Below are 17,522 nucleotides of genomic sequence, written 5' to 3'. Positions count from 1 at the left end.
CCATGACCGACACCGCCACCATGGCGGGCCTGGACCCGGCCACCCTCGCCGACGTGCTGAGGGTCGCCGGGTCCCCGGGCTTCGACCGCATCCAAGACCAGATCCGCCGTACCGGCGGCTGCTCCGACCCGATCCACCTCCAGGGCTCGACCGTCACCCGCGACCGCGCCACCGGCCAAGCCCTGTTCTCCTACTCGACCGACACCGAGCCCGGCGGCAAGCTCCGCATCGCGTGCGGCAACCGCCGGGCCTCCCGCTGCCCCTCGTGCGCCTGGACCTACGCCGGGGACACCTACCACCTGATCCGCGCCGGACTCGTCGGCGACCCGGACAAGGGCACCCCGCACACCATCCGCGACCACCCCCGCGTCTTCGCCACCCTCACCGCCCCGTCGTTCGGCCCGGTCCACAACCGGCCCGACAACCGGCCCTGCCGCTGCGGCACCCGACACCCCGAGGACTCGCTCGAGTTGGGCACGCCGCTCGACCCGGACAGCTACGACTACGCGGGCGCGGTGCTGTGGAACAACCACGCCTCCGAGCTGTGGCGCTTCTTCACGATCTACCTGCGCCGCGAGATCGCCGCCCGCGCGGGCCTCACCCAGAAGGCGGCCCGCGAGCAGTCCAAGGTGTCCTTCGGCAAGGTGGCCGAGTACCAAAAGCGCGGTGCCATCCACTTCCACGCCGTGATCCGCTTCGACGGTCCCGACGGACCTGACTCCCCGCCGCACCACTGGGCGAGCGTCGAGCTGCTGACCGACGCGATCCATGCCGCGGCTGCCCGGGTCCGTGTCGACCTGGACGCCTCCGGCGACCACCCGGCCCGCGTCCTGTGCTGGGGTGACCGCCTCGACGTGCGCGAGATCAAGGCGTTCGGGGACGGCTCCGAGATCACCGAACAGGCCGTGGCCTCCTACGTCGCCAAGTACGCCACCAAAGCGGCCGAGACCACGGGCACCGTGGACCGCCGGATCGGCAACAGGGAAGCGCTCGTCCTCCTCGACGTGCCCGACCACCCCCGGCGACTGATCGAGGCATGCCTTGACCTACACGCGGCGTACCCGGACCGGAAGCTCCGCGACTGGGCCCACATGCTCGGCTTCCGCGGCCACTTCTCCACCAAGTCCCGCCGCTACTCCACCACCCTCGGAGCCCTCCGCCAGGTCCGCGCCGACTACCGCGCCGCCCAACACCGCGCCGCCCTCGGCCTGCCCGACCCCGACGAGATCCCCGAGGAGACCACCCTCACGCTCGCGCACTGGAGCTACGCCGGACACGGCCACACCCCGGGGGAGTCCTGGCTCGCCGCCAACATCCGCCGCGACATCGAGCACAACCGAGAGACCGCCCGCGAAGAAGGCACCACCGACGCACTGATCGAAGGGGAGGCGTGGTGACGATGGACCGCCTGTTGACCGTGCAGCAAGCAGCCGAGGCGCTTGGTACCGGAGTCCGCTTCCCGCGGCGGCTCATCGAGGAACGGCGCATCACCTTCGTGAAGGTCGGGCGGCACGTCCGGATCCCGGAATGGGCCCTGGCGTCCTTCATCACGGAGCACACCGTGGAACCGGTCGCCGTGACCTATCGGAGGGCCGCGTAGTGGCTGGTAAGCGCAAGGTCCGCCGGAACTTCGGCCGTATTCGCAAGCTGCCCTCCGGCCGCTTCCAAGCGCGCTATCCGGGCCCTGACGGCGTGCTCCGCCCTGCGGACCGCACGTTCGCCACGACGACGGACGCCGGTCGGTGGCTCGACAAGAAGCGCATCGAGATCGAAGACGGCCGGTGGCTCGACCCTGCCGAAGGGCAGACGACCGTACGCGACTGGTCCGCGCGCTGGCTCGCCGCGGTCTCCCCGCAGCTCAAGCACAAGACCCAGGCCACGTACCGGTCCCTGATCAACTCCCTGATCAATCCGGCACTGGGTGACCGGGAGCTGTCGAGCCTGCGGCCCATCACGATCACGGAATGGGTCGGCTCGATGCGGACCAGGGGGCTCAGCGCGTCCCGCATCCGGCAGGCATACCGGGTGCTCTCGCAGATCATGCAGTCTGCCGTCGACAACGACATGATCCCGGTGACGCCATGTCGGGGCGTGAAGCTTCCGCGGATGCCCCAGACCGAGCCGCACATCCTGACCCCGCTCGAAGCGTCCCGGGTGGTGCGGAGCGCGGCCAAGCCCCATGACCTGCTGATCGCGCTCCTTGCGTACGCGGGCCTGCGTGTCGGTGAGGTCTTCGCCCTCCGACGCGTCGACATCGACGTGTCCGGCGGCTTCGTCCTCGTGGATGAGAACCTCGCCGAAGCGAACGGCAAGCTCGTCTTCGACACCCCGAAGTCCCACCAGAAGCGACTGATTCGCGTCGGCCCGACCCTGGCGAAGAAGATCGGCAAGTACCTGGAGGCTCTTCCCGGTGGGGATGACGCGCTCCTGTTCACTACGCCTGCGGGCAAGCCCCTGCGCTACAACCAGTGGCGCAAGGCGTACTTCGACCCGGCCGTGAAGGCTGCTGGACTGTCCGACGTGACCCCGCATGATCTCCGGGCCTCGCACGGGACGTGGGTCGCCGACAAGTACGGCGTCATGACCGCCGCGCATCGGCTCGGGCACTCGAACGCGAGCGTCACGACCCGGCACTACGCCCGTCCGGTCGCCGGTCGTGATGATCAGGTGGCCGAAGCGTCGGACTCCTGGCTGAGCGGGCACGATCACGAGCCGGGGGCACGTAGCGGGCACGACGACGATGACGACGGCTCCTCTGGCGCTCTCGTACCCGTCTGACCTGCGGCGGAGACCTCATCGCCCGTGATCGGCGAAAGGTCTTGAAAACCGTCGTGGCGCGAGTCACCGTGGGTTCAAATCCCACACCCACCGCGCAGGTTGGAAGGCCCCCGACCGGGACATCCGGTCGGGGGCCTTCGCGCTGCGCGGCGTCGTCCGCCCCGCCGCGGGGCGATCAGCCGGCCCGGCCCCGCCGCGCCGTCGGCCCGGGCGTCATGGTCCGGCCGTGAGCCGGGCCGCCGACGCGATCGTCGAGCGGGCCTCGCGCTCCGGGAGGCCGGTGCGGACCGCGGCGTCGGTCAGGGCGTCGGCGAGGGTGTCCCCGATGCCGTTCTCGTAGGCGCGGCACGCCGCCCAGAAGAGACGGGTGTTGCGCTGCCCCTCATGGGCGCCCAGGACGAACTGGACGAGTCCCAGGCCGTGTTGCCCGGAGTGGCCGGGCGCGGGGTGCTGCGGGCGCGGTGGAGGGGTGAGCAGGCGCAGCAGCGCCGGTGGGCAGGGAGCGGGCGCCAGGTGGGCGGTGCCGGGCACCGTGGCGTAGACGCCGTGCTCGGTGCGGGAGCCGGGCCCGACCAGGTAGCCGCCGGCGCCGCGGATGTCGATGCCGGGGGCGAGCCGGCCCGCCGAGTTGGGCACGGCGACGTCCGGCGGTCCGGACAGCCACAGGTGCCGGCCACCGCTCGGGGTGGCCACGACGACGGTGTCCGGGATCGTGAAGAGGTGCCGTAAAGCCAGCTCGCGCAGCGAGGCGGAGGAGTCCGTCCCGGTCTTGGTGTCCAGGTCGACGCCGATGAGGTGGTGCGGCGGGAGACCGCACGCGATGCCGTAGCCGGTGGCCCTGGGGGCGGCGGCGAAGAGGGCGCGGATGCGGCGCGGGTCGGTCGTCGCGTCGTACACGCCGTGCCCGGGAAGCCCGCACTCGCCGTGGCAGCGCGGAGCCGTCGGGGGGTCGTCGCGGTGCGGTGAGGGCAGCGCGGGGAGCTTGGTGCGCGACAGCGGGATGACGGAGAGCCCGCGCTCGGCGGCGGACAGGGCGTGCGCGAGCGCGAGGGTCGCGAGGGGCGCGTTCGACGCGTACGGGGCGTGTGGGGCGGGGGATGCGGGGCGGGAAGGGTGCCGGTCGGTGGTGGCCATGCCCTCATTTTCGTACGAGTGTTCGAAAGAAGAAAGAGGTGGGGTCCGAACGGGGTGCCGATTCGCCAAAAAATGTGCTGAAACGCTTCGCCGCATGGGAGGGCCGGAATGTGATCACCAGTTGGTGTGCATTGACGACTGAACCGGGAGTTTGTGGGCGCGAAGAGGGTTTATCGATATGTCCTCACGCTTGCGTGTGAAGAGGGGCTTCTGGGGTGGTTCGCCAGGGTTCCGGTGGGCAACTCTGGTCTCGCGACGTCGTGAACATCGCTGAGGCGGTCGGCCAACTGCCTTGGTGCAACCCGTACTTCCCCGGGTGTCGGACCCCCGTCCGAGTGCCCGGTGTACTTCCTTCTGGAGGAAAAGACATGGCTTCCATCCGTACCGCCCGTGCCATCGCCGCCGTCGCAGCCCTGCCCCTCGCCGCAGCCCTCTTCTCCGGGGTGGCGATGGCCGACAACGGCGCGTTCGCGGACAACGGATCGAATGCGGGCGTGGCGACGATCAGTGGCAGTGGTGTCGGTCACGACAACAACGGCAACTCGTCCACCAGTCAGCAGCAGGCCGTGGGCAGCGGCGCCTCGAACCAGAACAACACGGCCCAGGTGAACGGCTCGGCCTTCACGGCGATCGACCAGTCCAACGAGAACATCGCGGTGAACTTCACCGAGCTCTGGTGACCCTCCGGCCCCTGCTCGCCAGGGGCCCTCTGTGGGGTGTGTGACAGTCCGCGCGGCGGTGCTCCGGCACCGCCGCGCAGGCGTGTGTGCGCCCGGCGGATCTCTTGACAGGGCAACGTATCTGACGGACAGTCAGAAACTCTTCTTCGTCCCCCTGTCGGTACGAGGTCCGGGAGGGCCGCCGTGCACCTCGCCCCCACCGACCGCCAGCGCGAGCTGCGCGGTCAGTTGCGTGAACGCTTCCGTACGCTGATGCCGGACGGCCCGCCCGCGGCCGACGACCTGACCGGGCAGCGCGAGGTGCTGCGCCGGATCGGTGCCGAGGGGTTGCTCGGCCTCGGCTGGCCCGTGGAGTACGGCGGGCAGGGGCGCGGACCCGACGAGCAGTTCGTGTTCTTCGACGAGGCCTACCGCGCGGGCGCGCCGGTCTCCATGGTCACGCTCAACACTGTCGGCCCCACGTTGATGAAGTACGGGACCGAGGAGCAGAAGGCCTATTTCCTGCCGCGCATCCTCAGCGGCGACCTCGTCTTCGCGATCGGCTACAGCGAACCGTCGGCCGGCACCGATCTGGCCTCGCTGCGCACCCGGGCCGTGCGGGACGAGGCGAGCGGTGACTGGCTGATCGACGGGCAGAAGGTCTTCACGTCGAACGCGCAGAACGCCGACTGGATCTGGCTCGCCTGCCGCACCGCCCCCGAGGCGCCCAAGCACCAGGGCATCTCGATCGTCCTCGTGCCGACCGACGCACCCGGGTTCTCCTGGACCCCGATCGAGACCGTCGGCGGGCTGACCACGACGGCCACGTACTACGACGGCATCCGCGTGCCCGGCTCGAACCTGGTCGGCGAACTCCACGGCGGCTGGGGGCTCATCACCAACCAGCTCAACCACGAGCGGGTCGCGCTCGCCGCGATCGGGATGCAGGCCGAGGACTTCCACGCCGCCGTCCTCGCCGCCGCGCGTACACCCGATCCAGTGACGGGTGAGCGCCGGATTGACGCTCCGTGGGTCCGTTCCGCACTGGCCGAGGCGCATGCCCGGCTGGCGGCGACGCGCCTGCTCAACTGGCGTCTGGTGGGGGATGTCGGGGCCGGCCGGCTGGCTCCCGGCGACGCCAGCGGCGTGAAGTTCGTGGGAACCGAATCGGCGGTCGAGGTGTATCGACTGTGTCAGCGGATCGCGGGCGACGCCGGGTGGGTGCGGTCCGGGTCGCCGGGGGCGTTCGGGGGTGAACCCGGATCGGGGGACGGGGAGTTGGAGCGGATGAACCGGGCGGCGCAGATCAACACGTTCGGCGGCGGGGTGAGCGAGGTGCAGCGGGAGATCGTGGCCACGATGCGGCTCGGGATGAAGCGGGGGAGGCGGTGAGGGGCATGGCCGAGGAGCAGCAGGCGTCGGTGGGTTCGGTGGACTCGGTGGACTCGGTGTACGAGGAGTTGAAGACGTTCGAGGGGCGGGTCGCCGCGAGCGCACTGGAGGGCAAGGACCCGGTCAACGTGCCGATGATCCGGCACTGGTGCGAGGCCATGGGCGACACCAGCCCGGCGTACGAGGGCCCGGACGCGATAGCGCCGCCGACGATGCTGCAGGCCTGGACGATGGGCGGCCTGTCCGGGTACGAGGGGCGCTCGCCGGCTCACGACGAGCTGTTCGCGCTGCTCGACGGCGCGGGGTACACCTCGGTCGTCGCCACCGACTGCGAGCAGGAGTATCTGCGGCCGCTGCGGCCCGGGGACACGATCACGTACGACTCGGTGATCGAGTCGGTGTCGCCGCTGAAGACGACGAAGCTGGGCACGGGGCACTTCGTCACGACGCGGATGGACGTGCGGGCGGACGGCGAGCTCGCCGGGACGCACCGCTTCCGGATCCTCAAGTACGCTCCCGCGCGGCGCGGTTCGAAGCCGGACGGTACGGCGAAGAAGCTCCGGCCGCGCCCGGTGGTGAACCGGGACAACGCCGGATTCTGGGACGGCGTCGCGGAGCACCGGCTGCTCATCCAGCGCTGCACGGAGTGTGACGTGCTCCGTTTCCCGTGGCTGCCGGGGTGCAACGCGTGCGGCGGCCAGGAGTGGGACACGGTCGAGGCGAGCGGCGAGGGCACGGTGTTCTCGTACGTCGTCATGCATCACCCGCCCTTCCCTGCCTTCGACCCGCCGTACGCGGTGGGGCTGATCGAGCTCGCGGAGGGCGTGCGCATCGTCAGCAATGTGATCGGGGTGCCGTACGACAAGGTGCGGATCGGGTTGCCGGTGCGGCTCGAATTCCTGCGGGCGGACGAGGAGTTGGAGCTACCCGTGTTCCGGGTGGTGGAGGGGCTCGTCGAGAACGGGTCGGGCGGCGCGGCCGGGGCGGGTGAGGCGTGACATGGACTTCACCCCCACCGCAGAGCAGGAGGCGGCGCGCGACCTGGCGGCGCGGATCTTCGGCGACCTGTCCACTCCGGAGCGGCTCGCGGGCCTGGGCGACGGCACCGACACCGAGCTGTGGAAGGCGCTGGGCGGCGCGGGCCTGGCCGGCGCCGTGGAGGAGACCGGGCTGCTCGGCCTGGTGCTGATGCTGGAGGAGCAGGGCAGGGCGACGGCGCAGGTGCCGTTCGCGGTGAGCTGTGTGTACGGGCTGCTGACGGTGGCCGCGCACGGCACGGCCGAGCAGCGGGAGCGGCTGCTGCCCGGGCTGCGGGACGGATCGGCCGTGGCGACGGGGGCCTTTCCGGGACGTACCGGGATCATGGTGTCCGCGGGCGGCGGGCGCGACGGGTCCGGGCGGGCGCGGCTGACCGGCGCCGTGCCGTGGGTGCCGTGGCTGCGGGACGCCACGCAGGTGCTCGTGGCGGTGCGCGAAAAAGTTACCCACAGCCTGTGGATGGTGGACGCGGCCGACGCCGGGTGCGAGCCGGTCGAGCTGACCGCGCCCTGGTCCGCGGGCCGGCTCGTGCTCGACGGCGCGCGGGCCGAGCGGATCGGCGGCCCGGACGCCTACGAGGACGTGCTGGCGACGGCCCGCACCGCGTTCGCCGGGCTGCAGGCCGGGGTCGGCGCGGGCTCACTGGCCAGAGCGGTGGCGTACACGAACGAGCGGGAGCAGTTCGGCAGGCCCCTCGCGGCCAAGCAGGGGGTCCAACTCCGCGCTGCCGAGGCTCACATGGACGTCGAGGCGATCCGGGTCACCGCGTACGAGGCGGCCTGGCGGCGGGACGAGGGGCTCGCGTACGGCAGCCACGCGCTGACCGCGGCCTGGTGGGCGTCGGAGGCGGGCAAGCGGGTGGTCCACACGGGCCAGCATCTGCACGGCGGCATGGGCGCCGACCTGGATCATCCGGTGCACCGGCACTTCCTGTGGGGCCGGCAGCTCGACGGCTATCTGGGCTGTGGCGGCGAAGTGCTGGAGGAGCTGGGCACGTTCATCGCGCACGAAGGACATGGAGGAGGCGAGTCGGCATGAAGGCGGGCGATGTGCTGCCGGTGCTGGAGATCCCGGTCACCCGGACCCTGATCGTCGCCGGGGCGATCGCGTCCCGCGACTACCAGGACGTGCACCACGATGCCGAGTTGGCCCATCAGAAGGGCTCCCCCGACATCTTCATGAACATCCTGACGACCAATGGCCTGGTGGGCCGGTACATCACCGACCACTTCGGCCCGACGGCGGTGCTGCGCAAGGTCGCGATACGGCTCGGGGCTCCCAACTACCCGGGCGACACCATGGTGTTGACCGGCGAGGTGACCGAGGTCGAGCCCGGGGCGGACGGGGACACGGCCCGGGTCAGGGTCGTCGGGAAGAACGGGATCGGCAGCCATGTCACCGGCACGGTCACCGTCACGGTGCCCGCCGCCTCGCCCGTCTCCGGTGCCGAGGACGAAGGGAGCCCGGCATGAGCGTGCGGACCAGGGACCGGCTCGGGGGCAGGGCCGCGATCGCCGGCATCGGCGCCACCGAGTTCTCCAAGGACTCGGGCCGCAGCGAGCTGAAGCTGGCGGTGGAGGCGGTGCACGCGGCGCTCGACGACGCGGGCCTGACCCCCGGTGACGTCGACGGCATGGTCACGTTCACCATGGACACCAGCCCGGAGATCACCGTGGCGCAGGCCGCGGGCATGGGAGAGCTCTCCTTCTTCTCGCGGGTGCACTACGGGGGCGGCGCGGCCTGCGGCACCGTGCAGCAGGCGGCCCTGGCCGTGGCGAGCGGCGTGGCCGAAGTCGTCGTCTGCTACCGGGCGTTCAACGAGCGGTCGGGCCGGCGCTTCGGCTCCGGGGTGCAGCACCGGGAGGCCTCGGCGGAGGGCGCGGCGCTCGGCTGGAACCTGCCGTTCGGGCTGCTCACCCCGGCGTCCTGGGTGGCGATGGCGGCGCAGCGGTATCTGCACACGTACGGGCTGACCCCCGAGGCGTTCGGTCATGTCGCCGTGGTGGACCGCAAGTACGCGGCGACGAACCCGGCCGCGTACTTCTACGAGAAGCCCATCACCCTCGCCGACCACGCCGCGTCCCGCTGGATCGTCGAACCGCTGCGGCTGCTCGACTGCTGCCAGGAGACGGACGGCGGGCAGGCGATCGTCGTGACGAGTGTCGAGCGGGCCCGCGATCTGGCCCGGCCGCCCGTCGTGATCCGGGCGGCGGCGCAGGGAGCCGGCCGGGCCCAGGAGCAGATGACCAGCTTCTACCGGGACGACCTGAGCGGGCTCCCCGAAATGAGCGTCGTGGCACAGCAGTTGTGGCGGACGGCGGGGATGGGTCCGGACGGCATCGACGTCGGGATCCTCTACGACCACTTCTCGCCGTTCGTGCTGATGCAGCTGGAGGAGTTCGGGTTCTGCGCCGCCGGGGAGGCGGCCGGTTTCGTCGCCGAGGAGCGGCTGCCGCTCAACACCCATGGCGGACAGCTGGGGGAGGCGTATCTGCACGGGATGAACGGCATAGCCGAGGGCGTGCGGCAGGTCCGCGGCACCGCGGTGAACCAGATACCGGGCGCGGCGACGGCGCTCGTCACCGCGGGCACCGGGGTCCCCACATCGGGTCTGATTCTGGGGGCGGACGGCTGAACGGGGCGTGTGTCCCTGGCCCGCCGACGGGTGCTGACCCTTCACTCGGCCCATGTACCGACAAAAGATGATCATGGGACTCGGGGTCTTTCTCGCGCTTCTGCTGGGCGGTGGCGCCGCCCTCCCGGAGGCTTCCGCGTCGGGGCAGGGAGCGTCCCGGCCCTGGAGCGCCGGGGTGCGCACCTTCAAGGGCTGGGCCTTCGACGTCTGCTCGGCGCCGTCGCGGGACACGATGCGCCGGTGGAGGTCGTCCGACTACCGGGCGGTGGGCGTGTACTTCGGCGGCCGCGGCCGGTTCTGCCGCCACCAGCCGAACCTGAACCGCGGGTGGATGCGCGCGGTGCACGGGATGGGGTGGGGGGTCCTGCCCGTGTACGTGGGTTCGCAGGCGGTCTGCGTCAAGGCGCGGCACAAGAAGGGGGTGGGCATCGGGCGGCATCCGTGGAGGCAGGGCGTGCGCGAGGCGCGGGACGCGGTGCGCCGGGCCGGGGCGCTCGGCATGCAGCGGCGCAGCCCGCTCTATCTCGACATGGAGGCCTACGACTATCGGAAGCGGGCGTGTGCGCGCAGGACGCTGTCCTTCGTACGCGGATGGGACAGGGAGGTGCGCAGACACGGTTACGTTCCCGGTTTCTACAGCAGCGCCGGATCAGGGGTGCGGCACATGGAGGCGGCCCGCCGGGCGGGGGTGCCGGATCTGCCGTCGGTGATGTGGTTCGCGCGCTGGCACACCCGTCCCCACCTGTACCGGGAGCCCTCGCTCAGACGGCACGCCTGGCATCCGGAGCGCCGGATCCACCAGTACGCGGGCAATGTGAAGGAGCGGCACGGCGGTCGCACCCTGGTGGTCGACCGGAACCTGGTGCACGCTCCCGTGGCCCGCGTCCGCTGAATCCGGCGTGACGCCGGGTGCTTCCGTGGGCGTACGTTGGGGGTGTCTCTCAGGGGAGAACCCTCAGGGATCCTCACCCCGTCCTCCACCTTCAGGAGGTGGGGCTACCACCCCGCGTACAACCTGAGGCGGACGCCGCTTCGGGACCTCCGGCCGATCCGCAGGAGGAGGGTGCGCTCATAGCGTGGAGCCATGACCGCAACCCTGGCGTCTGTCTGCACCGGCGCATCGGAGCCTGCGCCGCGTCCGCGTACCGGCCCTCACCACGGGACCACCGGGACGCACCCGTCGCGTGCCGCCCACCCGGCGCACACGACGTACCCGTCGTTCGCGTCGTACGTCCGGGCCCGCCAGCCCGTGCTGCTGCGCACCGCCCGGTCGCTCACCGCGAACCCCTGCGATGCCGAGGACCTGCTGCAGACCGCGCTCACGAAGACGTACGTCGCGTGGGACCGGATCGAGGACCACCGGGCCCTCGACGGCTATGTGCGCAGGGCCCTGCTGAACACGCGGACCTCGCAGTGGCGCAAGCGCAAGGTGGACGAGTACGTCTGCGACGAACTGCCCGAGCCGCCCGTGGTGCCCGCTGGGGACCCGGCCGAGCAGCAGGCGCTGCACGACGCGATGTGGCGCGCCATCGTGAAGCTGCCCGCGCGGCAGCGGGCGATGGTCGTCCTGCGGTACTACGAGGACCTGAGCGAGGCCCAGACCGCCGAGGTGCTCGGGGTCTCCGTCGGCACGGTGAAGAGCGCGGTGTCGCGGGCTCTCGGGAAGCTCCGGGAGGACCCGGAGTTGCGCCCGGCGCGGAGCTGATCATCGAGGTCCGCAGGTCGGCTCCTGGAGGTCCGCAGGTCGGCCGGTTGATCGATCATTCCCGGGACTAGTGACATACCGAGTGGTATGCGGTGAGAATCGGCGGAAACCTACTGCTCCGTAGCGCCCACCGGGAGGACGCCGTGCTGAGCACGATGCAGGACGTACCGCTGACAGTCACCCGCATTCTTGTGCATGGCGTACTGGTGCACGGTTCATCGCAGATCATCACCTGGACCGGCGAGGGCGAGCCACAACGCCGTTCCTTCGCCGAGGCCGGGGTACGCGCCGTGCAACTGGCCAACGCACTGCGCGACGACCTGGGCGTCGAGGGCGACGACCGCGTGGCGACGCTCATGTGGAACAACGCCGAGCATGTCGAGGCCTACTTCGCCGTCCCCTCCATGGGCGCCGTTCTGCACACCCTCAACCTCCGCCTTCCGGCCGAGCAGTTGACGTGGATCGTGAACCACGCAGCCGACCGCGTCATCATCGTCAACGGTTCGCTGCTCCCGCTGCTCGCGCCGTTGCTGCCCCGCCTGGAGACGGTCGAGCACATCGTCGTGTCCGGGCCCGGCGACCGCTCCGTGCTCGAAGGAGCCCGCGCCCAGGTCCACGAGTACGAGGAACTCCTCGCCGGGAAGCCGACCACGTACGACTGGCCGGAGCTGGACGAACGCCAGGCGGCGGCCATGTGTTACACCTCCGGCACCACGGGCGACCCCAAGGGCGTCGTCTACTCGCACCGTTCCATCTACCTGCACTCCATGCAGGTCAACATGACGCAGTCGATGGGCCTCACGGACGCCGACACCTCGCTCGTCGTCGTGCCCCAGTTCCATGTCAACGCCTGGGGACTGCCGCACGCCACCTTCATGACCGGCGTGAACATGCTGATGCCGGACCGGTTCCTGCAGCCCGCGCCGCTCGCCGAGATGATCGAGAGCGAGCGGCCCACGCACGCCGCCGCCGTCCCCACCATCTGGCAGGGACTGCTCGCCGAGCTCACCGCCAAGCCGCGCGACGTCTCCTCGCTCACCCAGGTCACCATCGGCGGCGCGGCCTGCCCGCCCTCCCTCATGACGGCGTTCGACAAGCTCGGCATGCGGGTCTGCCACGCCTGGGGCATGACCGAGACCTCCCCGCTCGGCACGGTCTCCCGTCCCCCGGCCGGCGTCGAGCCCGGCAGCGACGAGGAGTTCGCGTACCGGCTCACGCAGGGCCGCTTCCCGGCGGGCGTCGAGGGGCGGCTCTGCGGCCCGGCCGGCGAGATCCTGCCCTGGGACGGCGAGTCCGCGGGCGAGCTGGAGGTGCGCGGCAACTGGATCGCGGGCGCGTACTTCGGCGGCGCGGGGTCGGACGACAAGCCGCTGCGCCCTGCCGACAAGTTCAGCGAGGACGGCTGGCTCAAGACCGGCGACGTGGGCACGATCAGCCCCGACGGCTATCTCACCCTCACCGACCGCGCCAAGGACGTCATCAAGTCCGGCGGCGAGTGGATCTCCAGCGTCGACCTTGAGAACGCGCTGATGTCCCACCCGGACGTCGCCGAGGCCGCCGTCGTCGCCGTACCCGACGACAAGTGGGGCGAACGACCGCTCGCCACCGTCGTGTTGAAGGAGGGCGCGAGCGCCGACTTCGAGACGCTGCGGACGTTCCTCGCCGACAAGGTCGCCAAGTGGCAGCTGCCCGAGCGCTGGACGATCCTGCCCGCGGTCCCGAAGACGAGCGTCGGCAAGTTCGACAAGAAGGTGCTGCGCAAGCAGTACGCGGACGGAGACCTGGACGTCACCAAGCTCTGACGGTGTGTTTCACGTGAAACGGGGGACGGCCGAACAGGCCGCCCTCCGTTGTCCGTTGGTGCCGCGTCCGTTGGTGCCGTGTCCGTTGGGCCGCGTCAGTTGGTGCCGATCTTCGCCAGCAGATCCACGATCCGGCTCTGCACCTCGGTGCTCGTCGAGCGCTCCGCGAGGAACAGCACCGTCTCCCCCGCCGCGAGCCGCGGCAGGTCGGCGGTGTCCACGGCCGCGGTGTAGACGACGAGCGGGGTGCGGTTCAACTGGCCGTTCGCACGCAGCCAGTCGATGATGCCGGCACGCCGACGACGTACCTGGAGCAGATCCATCACCACCAGGTTCGGCCGCATCTGCCCCGCGAGCGTCACCGCGTCGGAGTCGCTCGCGGCCCGCGCGACCTGCATCCCGCGCCGCTCGAGGGTCGCGGTCAGCGCGAGCGCGATCTCCTCGTGCTCCTCGATCAGCAGAACCCGCGGCGGGTGCTGCTCGCTGTCCCGCGGGGCGAGAGCCTTCAGCAGCACCGCCGGGTCGGCCCCGTACGCGGCCTCGCGCGTCGCCTGACCCAGGCCCGCGGTCACCAGGACCGGCACCTCGGCGGCGACGGCGGCCTGCCGCAGCGACTGCAGCGCGGTCCGGGTGATCGGCCCGGTCAGCGGGTCGACGAAGAGCGCGGCCGGGAACGCCGCGATCTGCGCGTCGACCTCCTCGCGGGAGTGCACGGTCACCGGGCGGTAGCCACGGTCGCTCAGCGCCTGCTGCGTCGTCACGTCCGGAGCGGGCCACACCAGGAGCCGGCGCGGATTGTCCAGCGGCTCCGGCGGCAACTCGTCGTCCATCGGCTGCGGTTGCGGCCGGTTGGCGACCTCGACCGCGCCACCCGGACCGTCCAGCGGCTCGGGGCCCTCGTCGGCGTCCTGGTCGGGGGCGCCGATCGCGTAGGAGCGGCCGCGGCCCTCGGACGGGTTCATCGACGCCAGCAGCGGCGGCTGCGGCGCGGACTGCTGCTGGGGGTGCGGGCGGGCCGCCGTCCCCTGCGCGGGAGTCTCCGTGGCGGAGGCCTCCGGCTGCTCCTGCCGGGTGGACAGCTTGCGTCGCCGTCCCGAAGCCCCGCCGAGTGTCTGCCCGGCCTCCGGCTGCTGCACGCCCTGCGCGGGCGTCGCCCCGGGACGAGGCGGCACCTGTGCGCCCCGCTGCTGCTGGGCGATCTGCCGGCCGAACGGCACGCCCTGGCCCAGGGTGCGCACGCTGAAGGCGCGGCCCTGCGTCGAGTTCGGGTCGGCGGCCGGTGCGGGCGGGCCCTGCGGGGCCTCGGCGGGCAGCGGCTGTGCGGCGCGCGGCCGCGAGGCGTTCTCCGGCGGCAGCACGGTGCCGGTTCCGGTGGTGGTGGCGCCGGCCGGGGCGGCATCCGGCATCGGCGTGCCTTGGGCGGGCGTGCTCTGCGTCGGGTGCGGCTGCGGCGGCGTGTGGTCCTCCGCCGGGTGCTGCGCGGCGGCGTCGTGCTGCTGTTCCTCGGGCAGCGGCATCGGCAGGGGCTGCGCACCGGCGCCCTGTGCGCCGTGCGTGCCCTGTGCGGCGTCGTTGCTCTGCTGTACGTCGCCGGAGTCGGCCTGCGCCTGAGCCTGTGCCTGCGCCTGTGCCTGAGCGGCCTGAACCGCGGCATCCGGCGCGGCGGTGGTCGCCGCGGGCATCGCCGACCCTGCGGCCTCGGGCGCCACCGGCGTCTCGACGGCCTCGGGCGAACGATCGGCCTGCGCGGGCGGCAGCGCGAACACCTCGCGCGGGCCCGCCTGCTCCTCGGCGGCCTGGTTCTGCGCGGCACCGAGCGCACGCCGCGCACGCCGCCCCGAAGGCTGCCCCGTGGCACCTGTCCCGGCACCGGCGAGCTCCAGCTCACCGCCCTGACCCTGCTGCCCCTGGCCCTGATCGGCGGCGCCCGACGGCAGTGCGGGCAGCGCGGCCTGCTCCTGGTCCCCGGCACGCCGGGCCCTGCGGCCGGTCGGCGCGGGCACGCCCTGCGGCGGCACCGTCTCGCCCAACGCCGGGGAACCCGCCGCGTGTTCGGCCGCGGTCATCACGGAACCCTCGCTGGCCGAGCCGCCCTGCGCGGGCCGTGCCCGGCGCCGTCCGGTGCCACCGGACGCCGGAAGCTGGTTCTGCGTGCCGTCGTCTCCGGCCTGAACGGGCTGACCGGGCTGACCGGCCTGACCGGCCTGACCCGGACCTGCCTGGCCGGGCAGTTCCGCGGAGCCCGTGGCACCCGCGGCGCCGGCGGCACCCGTGCCCTCTTCGGCGGCACGCCGCCCGCGTCGCCGCCCGGTACCGCCGGACGGGGCGGCGGCAGCCGTCTCACCCGGCAGCCCGCTCTCCAGGAAGGAGTCGACCGAGGGCCCTGCGGCCCGGCGCGCACGCCGCCGCCCGCCCCCGGTGGCCGCGTTGGCCTGCTCGGGCACGCTGAGCGCGGTCTCCTCGGCCACCCGCGCGGGCGAGGCAACGGGCGCGGCCGGAACGACCCCGGCCCCACTGCCGATCGGCACTTCAAGTACGTACGCGCTGCCGCTCATGCCCGGCATCTCGTGCGTCTGCAGCACGCCGCCGTGCGCCCGCACGATGCCCCGGACGATCGGCTCGTGCACCGGATCGCCACCGGCGTACGGCCCGCGCACCTCGATGCGGACGCTCTCGCCGCGCTGCGCCGCGGCCACGACCACGGTGTTGTCGACGTATCCGGCACCGGCGGCGGGCACCCGCGCGTTTCCGGTGGCGTCGATCCCGGCGACGTCGGCGATCAGATGCGCCAGGGCGGTGGCGAGCCGGCCGGCGTCGACCTCGGCCTCCATCGGCGGCGCGTGCACGGCGAACTGGACCCGCCCCGGGCCGATCAGCTCGACGGCCCCGTCGACACCGGCGGCCACGACCGCGTCGAGCATCACCTTCGTGCGGGCGAGCAGGGAGCCGCCCTCGTCAAGGGTCTGGTAGGCGAGCACGTTGTCGACGAGCGTCGTGATCCGGGAGTAGCCGGCGGACAGGTGGTGCAGCACCTGGTTCGCCTCGGGCCACAGCTGGCCCGCGTCGTCGGCGGCGAGCTGCCCCAGCTCGCGGCGGAGTTCGTCGAGCGGCCCGCGCAGCGACTGCCCGAGCACGGCGAGCAGCTGCGAGTGGCGCGCGGCCAAAGCCTCGTAACGGTCCTTCTCGCGCTCGGCGAAGGCGGCGCCCCGCTCCCGCTCGGCGGACAGCTCCTCGGCATGCTGCTCGCGCAGGCCGGTCAGCTCGGCGCCGAGCTCCTCGCGCACCCGGGCGAGCTCCTCGGCCCGCTCCTGGCGCTCTTGCTCGGCGGCCTCGTCCCGCCGGGCGATCTCCTCGGCGTGCTCCTCGACCAGCTTGTCGTAGGGGCGGCGGTCGGTGAACGTCATCACGGCGCCGACCAGTTGGTCCCCGTCGCGCACCGGCGCCGTCGTCATGTCGACGGGCAGCCGGTCGCCGTTCTTGGCCCACAGGACCTGCCCGCGCACCCGGTGCTTGCGCCCGGAGCGCAGGGTGTCGGCGAGCGGCGACTCCTCGTAGGGGAACGGCTCGCCGTCGGCCCGTGAGTGCAGGACGAGCTGGTGCAGCTCCTGTCCGCCCAGGTCACTGGCGCGGAAGCCGAGGATCTGCGCGGCGGCCGGATTGACGAGCACGATCCGCCCGTCGGTGTCGGTCCCGACGACGCCCTCGGAGGCGGCCCGCAGGATCATCTCGGTCTGCCGCTGCGAACGGGCCAGCTCGGCCTCGGTGTCGACGGTCCCCGACAGATCGCGCACCACGAGCATGAGCAGCTCGGTGCCGCTGTAGCCACCGACGCCGGAGCCTCCGGAGCCGTACGAGGATCCGTACGGGTCCACGGCGTCCCGTGCGCTGTCGGCGAGGTTCGCGGAGGTGACCTCGACGGGGAACTCGCTGCCGTCGGTGCGCCGGGCGACCATGCGGTGCGGCTTGGTCCGCCCCCGCTCGTCGGTGACGGTGTCGGGGCGGCGCATCGATCCCGGGATCAGCCGGGAGTCGAACTCCGGCAGCAGATCGAGCAGTCCGCGCCCCACGAGGGCGGTGCCGGGCGCCTCAAAAGCCTCAAGTGCGATCGAATTGGCGTTCACCACGGTCCCGTTGGTGTTGACCAGCACCAACGCGTCCGGGAGCGCATCGAGTATGGCTGCGAGGCGAGCAGCGCCTCGGGATGGCCTGCTGCTCACGACGACGCTTCCTCCCTGATGTACCGCTTTACCGCGACGTGCCCATCGCGCAGGCCATCTTGCCTCGCGCCGCGCAACGTGTCACGGGAGGGAGTCTACGGGCACCCGTTGCGCTCGCGGCGCCGGATGAGAGGGAGCCCACGTAGAGGGGCACGAAGAGGA

The 17,522-nt window shown here is 72.1% G+C and carries 14 protein-coding genes; 12 read left to right on the top strand and 2 right to left on the bottom strand.

Annotated elements, in window-relative coordinates; translation table 11 throughout:
- Positions 1-2: 2 nt before the first annotated feature.
- The 3 genes from repSA to B072_RS0109070 are packed head-to-tail and all read left to right on the top strand — an operon-like array spanning position 3 to position 2,778.
- Positions 3-1,397: a replication initiator protein RepSA gene (gene repSA / locus B072_RS0109080; RefSeq protein WP_018529620.1), complete on the top strand. Its 1,395-nt coding sequence runs from the start codon at positions 3-5 to the stop codon at positions 1,395-1,397.
- A 2-nt stretch (positions 1,398-1,399) separates the two neighbouring features.
- Positions 1,400-1,600 carry an excisionase family DNA-binding protein gene (locus B072_RS0109075; protein WP_043243619.1) on the top strand — a complete coding sequence of 67 codons (201 nt, stop codon included), beginning with the start codon at positions 1,400-1,402 and terminating at the stop codon, positions 1,598-1,600.
- On the top strand, positions 1,600-2,778 hold the full coding sequence (locus tag B072_RS0109070) for a tyrosine-type recombinase/integrase (protein ID WP_018529618.1): 1,179 nt from the start codon (positions 1,600-1,602) through the stop codon (positions 2,776-2,778). Before B072_RS0109075 ends, B072_RS0109070 begins: the two co-directional genes overlap by 1 nt.
- 213 nt (positions 2,779-2,991) lie before the next feature.
- Here B072_RS0109070 and B072_RS0109065 read toward each other — a convergent pair whose 3' ends face one another.
- The gene (locus B072_RS0109065) at positions 2,992-3,912 is read right to left on the bottom strand and encodes a bifunctional DNA primase/polymerase (protein WP_018529617.1); all 921 of its coding nucleotides are present in this window, start codon (positions 3,910-3,912) and stop codon (positions 2,992-2,994) included.
- A gap of 368 nt (positions 3,913-4,280) precedes the next feature.
- On the opposite strand from B072_RS0109065, the gene B072_RS0109060 reads away from it, so the two are divergent.
- The 9 genes from B072_RS0109060 to B072_RS0109020 all read left to right on the top strand — a co-directional run bounded on the left by B072_RS0109060 (position 4,281) and on the right by B072_RS0109020 (position 13,143).
- Complete coding sequence (locus tag B072_RS0109060; protein WP_018529616.1) at positions 4,281-4,592, top strand: hypothetical protein; 312 nt, start codon at positions 4,281-4,283, stop codon at positions 4,590-4,592.
- A gap of 183 nt (positions 4,593-4,775) precedes the next feature.
- The gene (locus tag B072_RS0109055) at positions 4,776-5,963 is read left to right on the top strand and encodes an acyl-CoA dehydrogenase family protein (protein ID WP_018529615.1); all 1,188 of its coding nucleotides are present in this window, start codon (positions 4,776-4,778) and stop codon (positions 5,961-5,963) included.
- Positions 5,964-5,968: 5 nt separating this feature from the next.
- Positions 5,969-6,961, top strand: coding sequence for a bifunctional MaoC family dehydratase N-terminal/OB-fold nucleic acid binding domain-containing protein (locus B072_RS0109050; RefSeq protein ID WP_018529614.1), 993 nt, complete (start codon positions 5,969-5,971; stop codon positions 6,959-6,961).
- A 1-nt stretch (position 6,962) separates the two neighbouring features.
- On the top strand, positions 6,963-8,039 hold the full coding sequence (locus B072_RS0109045) for an acyl-CoA dehydrogenase family protein (protein WP_018529613.1): 1,077 nt from the start codon (positions 6,963-6,965) through the stop codon (positions 8,037-8,039).
- Positions 8,036-8,473, top strand: a complete 438-nt coding sequence (locus tag B072_RS0109040) for a MaoC family dehydratase (protein WP_018529612.1) — start codon at positions 8,036-8,038, stop codon at positions 8,471-8,473. The genes B072_RS0109045 and B072_RS0109040 overlap by 4 nt, the downstream gene beginning before the upstream one ends.
- Positions 8,470-9,636 (top strand): lipid-transfer protein, encoded by a 1,167-nt coding sequence (locus B072_RS0109035; protein WP_018529611.1) that lies wholly within the window; start codon positions 8,470-8,472, stop codon positions 9,634-9,636. The genes B072_RS0109040 and B072_RS0109035 overlap by 4 nt, the downstream gene beginning before the upstream one ends.
- Positions 9,637-9,688: 52 nt before the next feature.
- Entirely contained in the window at positions 9,689-10,528 is an 840-nt protein-coding gene (locus B072_RS0109030; protein WP_234018827.1) for a DUF1906 domain-containing protein, read from the top strand.
- 192 nt (positions 10,529-10,720) lie between these two features.
- Entirely contained in the window at positions 10,721-11,341 is a 621-nt protein-coding gene (locus tag B072_RS0109025; protein ID WP_018529609.1) for a SigE family RNA polymerase sigma factor, read from the top strand.
- A 143-nt stretch (positions 11,342-11,484) separates the two neighbouring features.
- Entirely contained in the window at positions 11,485-13,143 is a 1,659-nt protein-coding gene (locus tag B072_RS0109020; protein ID WP_018529608.1) for a long-chain fatty acid--CoA ligase, read from the top strand.
- A gap of 95 nt (positions 13,144-13,238) precedes the next feature.
- On the opposite strand, the gene B072_RS0109015 is transcribed toward B072_RS0109020, so the two are convergent.
- Complete coding sequence (locus B072_RS0109015; protein ID WP_026245611.1) at positions 13,239-17,360, bottom strand: PAS domain-containing protein; 4,122 nt, start codon at positions 17,358-17,360, stop codon at positions 13,239-13,241.
- Positions 17,361-17,522: the final 162 nt, after the last annotated feature.

The organism is Streptomyces sp. HmicA12, assembly GCF_000373565.1.
Taxonomy (GTDB): domain Bacteria; phylum Actinomycetota; class Actinomycetes; order Streptomycetales; family Streptomycetaceae; genus Streptomyces.
This window is presented reverse-complemented; position numbering and strand designations above follow the sequence as displayed.

What these genes read in the sequence shown, in the direction of transcription:
- B072_RS0109025 (WP_018529609.1), top strand. Translation starts at nt 10,721, where the DNA reads ATGACCGCAACCCTGGCGTCTGTCTGCACCGGCGCATCGGAGCCTGCG.
- B072_RS0109040 (WP_018529612.1), top strand. Translation starts at nt 8,036, where the DNA reads ATGAAGGCGGGCGATGTGCTGCCGGTGCTGGAGATCCCGGTCACCCGG.
- B072_RS0109035 (WP_018529611.1), top strand. Translation starts at nt 8,470, where the DNA reads ATGAGCGTGCGGACCAGGGACCGGCTCGGGGGCAGGGCCGCGATCGCC.
- repSA (WP_018529620.1), top strand. Translation starts at nt 3, where the DNA reads ATGACCGACACCGCCACCATGGCGGGCCTGGACCCGGCCACCCTCGCC.
- B072_RS0109065 (WP_018529617.1), bottom strand. Translation starts at nt 3,912, where the DNA reads ATGGCCACCACCGACCGGCACCCTTCCCGCCCCGCATCCCCCGCCCCA.
- B072_RS0109050 (WP_018529614.1), top strand. Translation starts at nt 5,969, where the DNA reads ATGGCCGAGGAGCAGCAGGCGTCGGTGGGTTCGGTGGACTCGGTGGAC.
- B072_RS0109030 (WP_234018827.1), top strand. Translation starts at nt 9,689, where the DNA reads ATGTACCGACAAAAGATGATCATGGGACTCGGGGTCTTTCTCGCGCTT.
- B072_RS0109045 (WP_018529613.1), top strand. Translation starts at nt 6,963, where the DNA reads ATGGACTTCACCCCCACCGCAGAGCAGGAGGCGGCGCGCGACCTGGCG.
- B072_RS0109075 (WP_043243619.1), top strand. Translation starts at nt 1,400, where the DNA reads ATGGACCGCCTGTTGACCGTGCAGCAAGCAGCCGAGGCGCTTGGTACC.
- B072_RS0109060 (WP_018529616.1), top strand. Translation starts at nt 4,281, where the DNA reads ATGGCTTCCATCCGTACCGCCCGTGCCATCGCCGCCGTCGCAGCCCTG.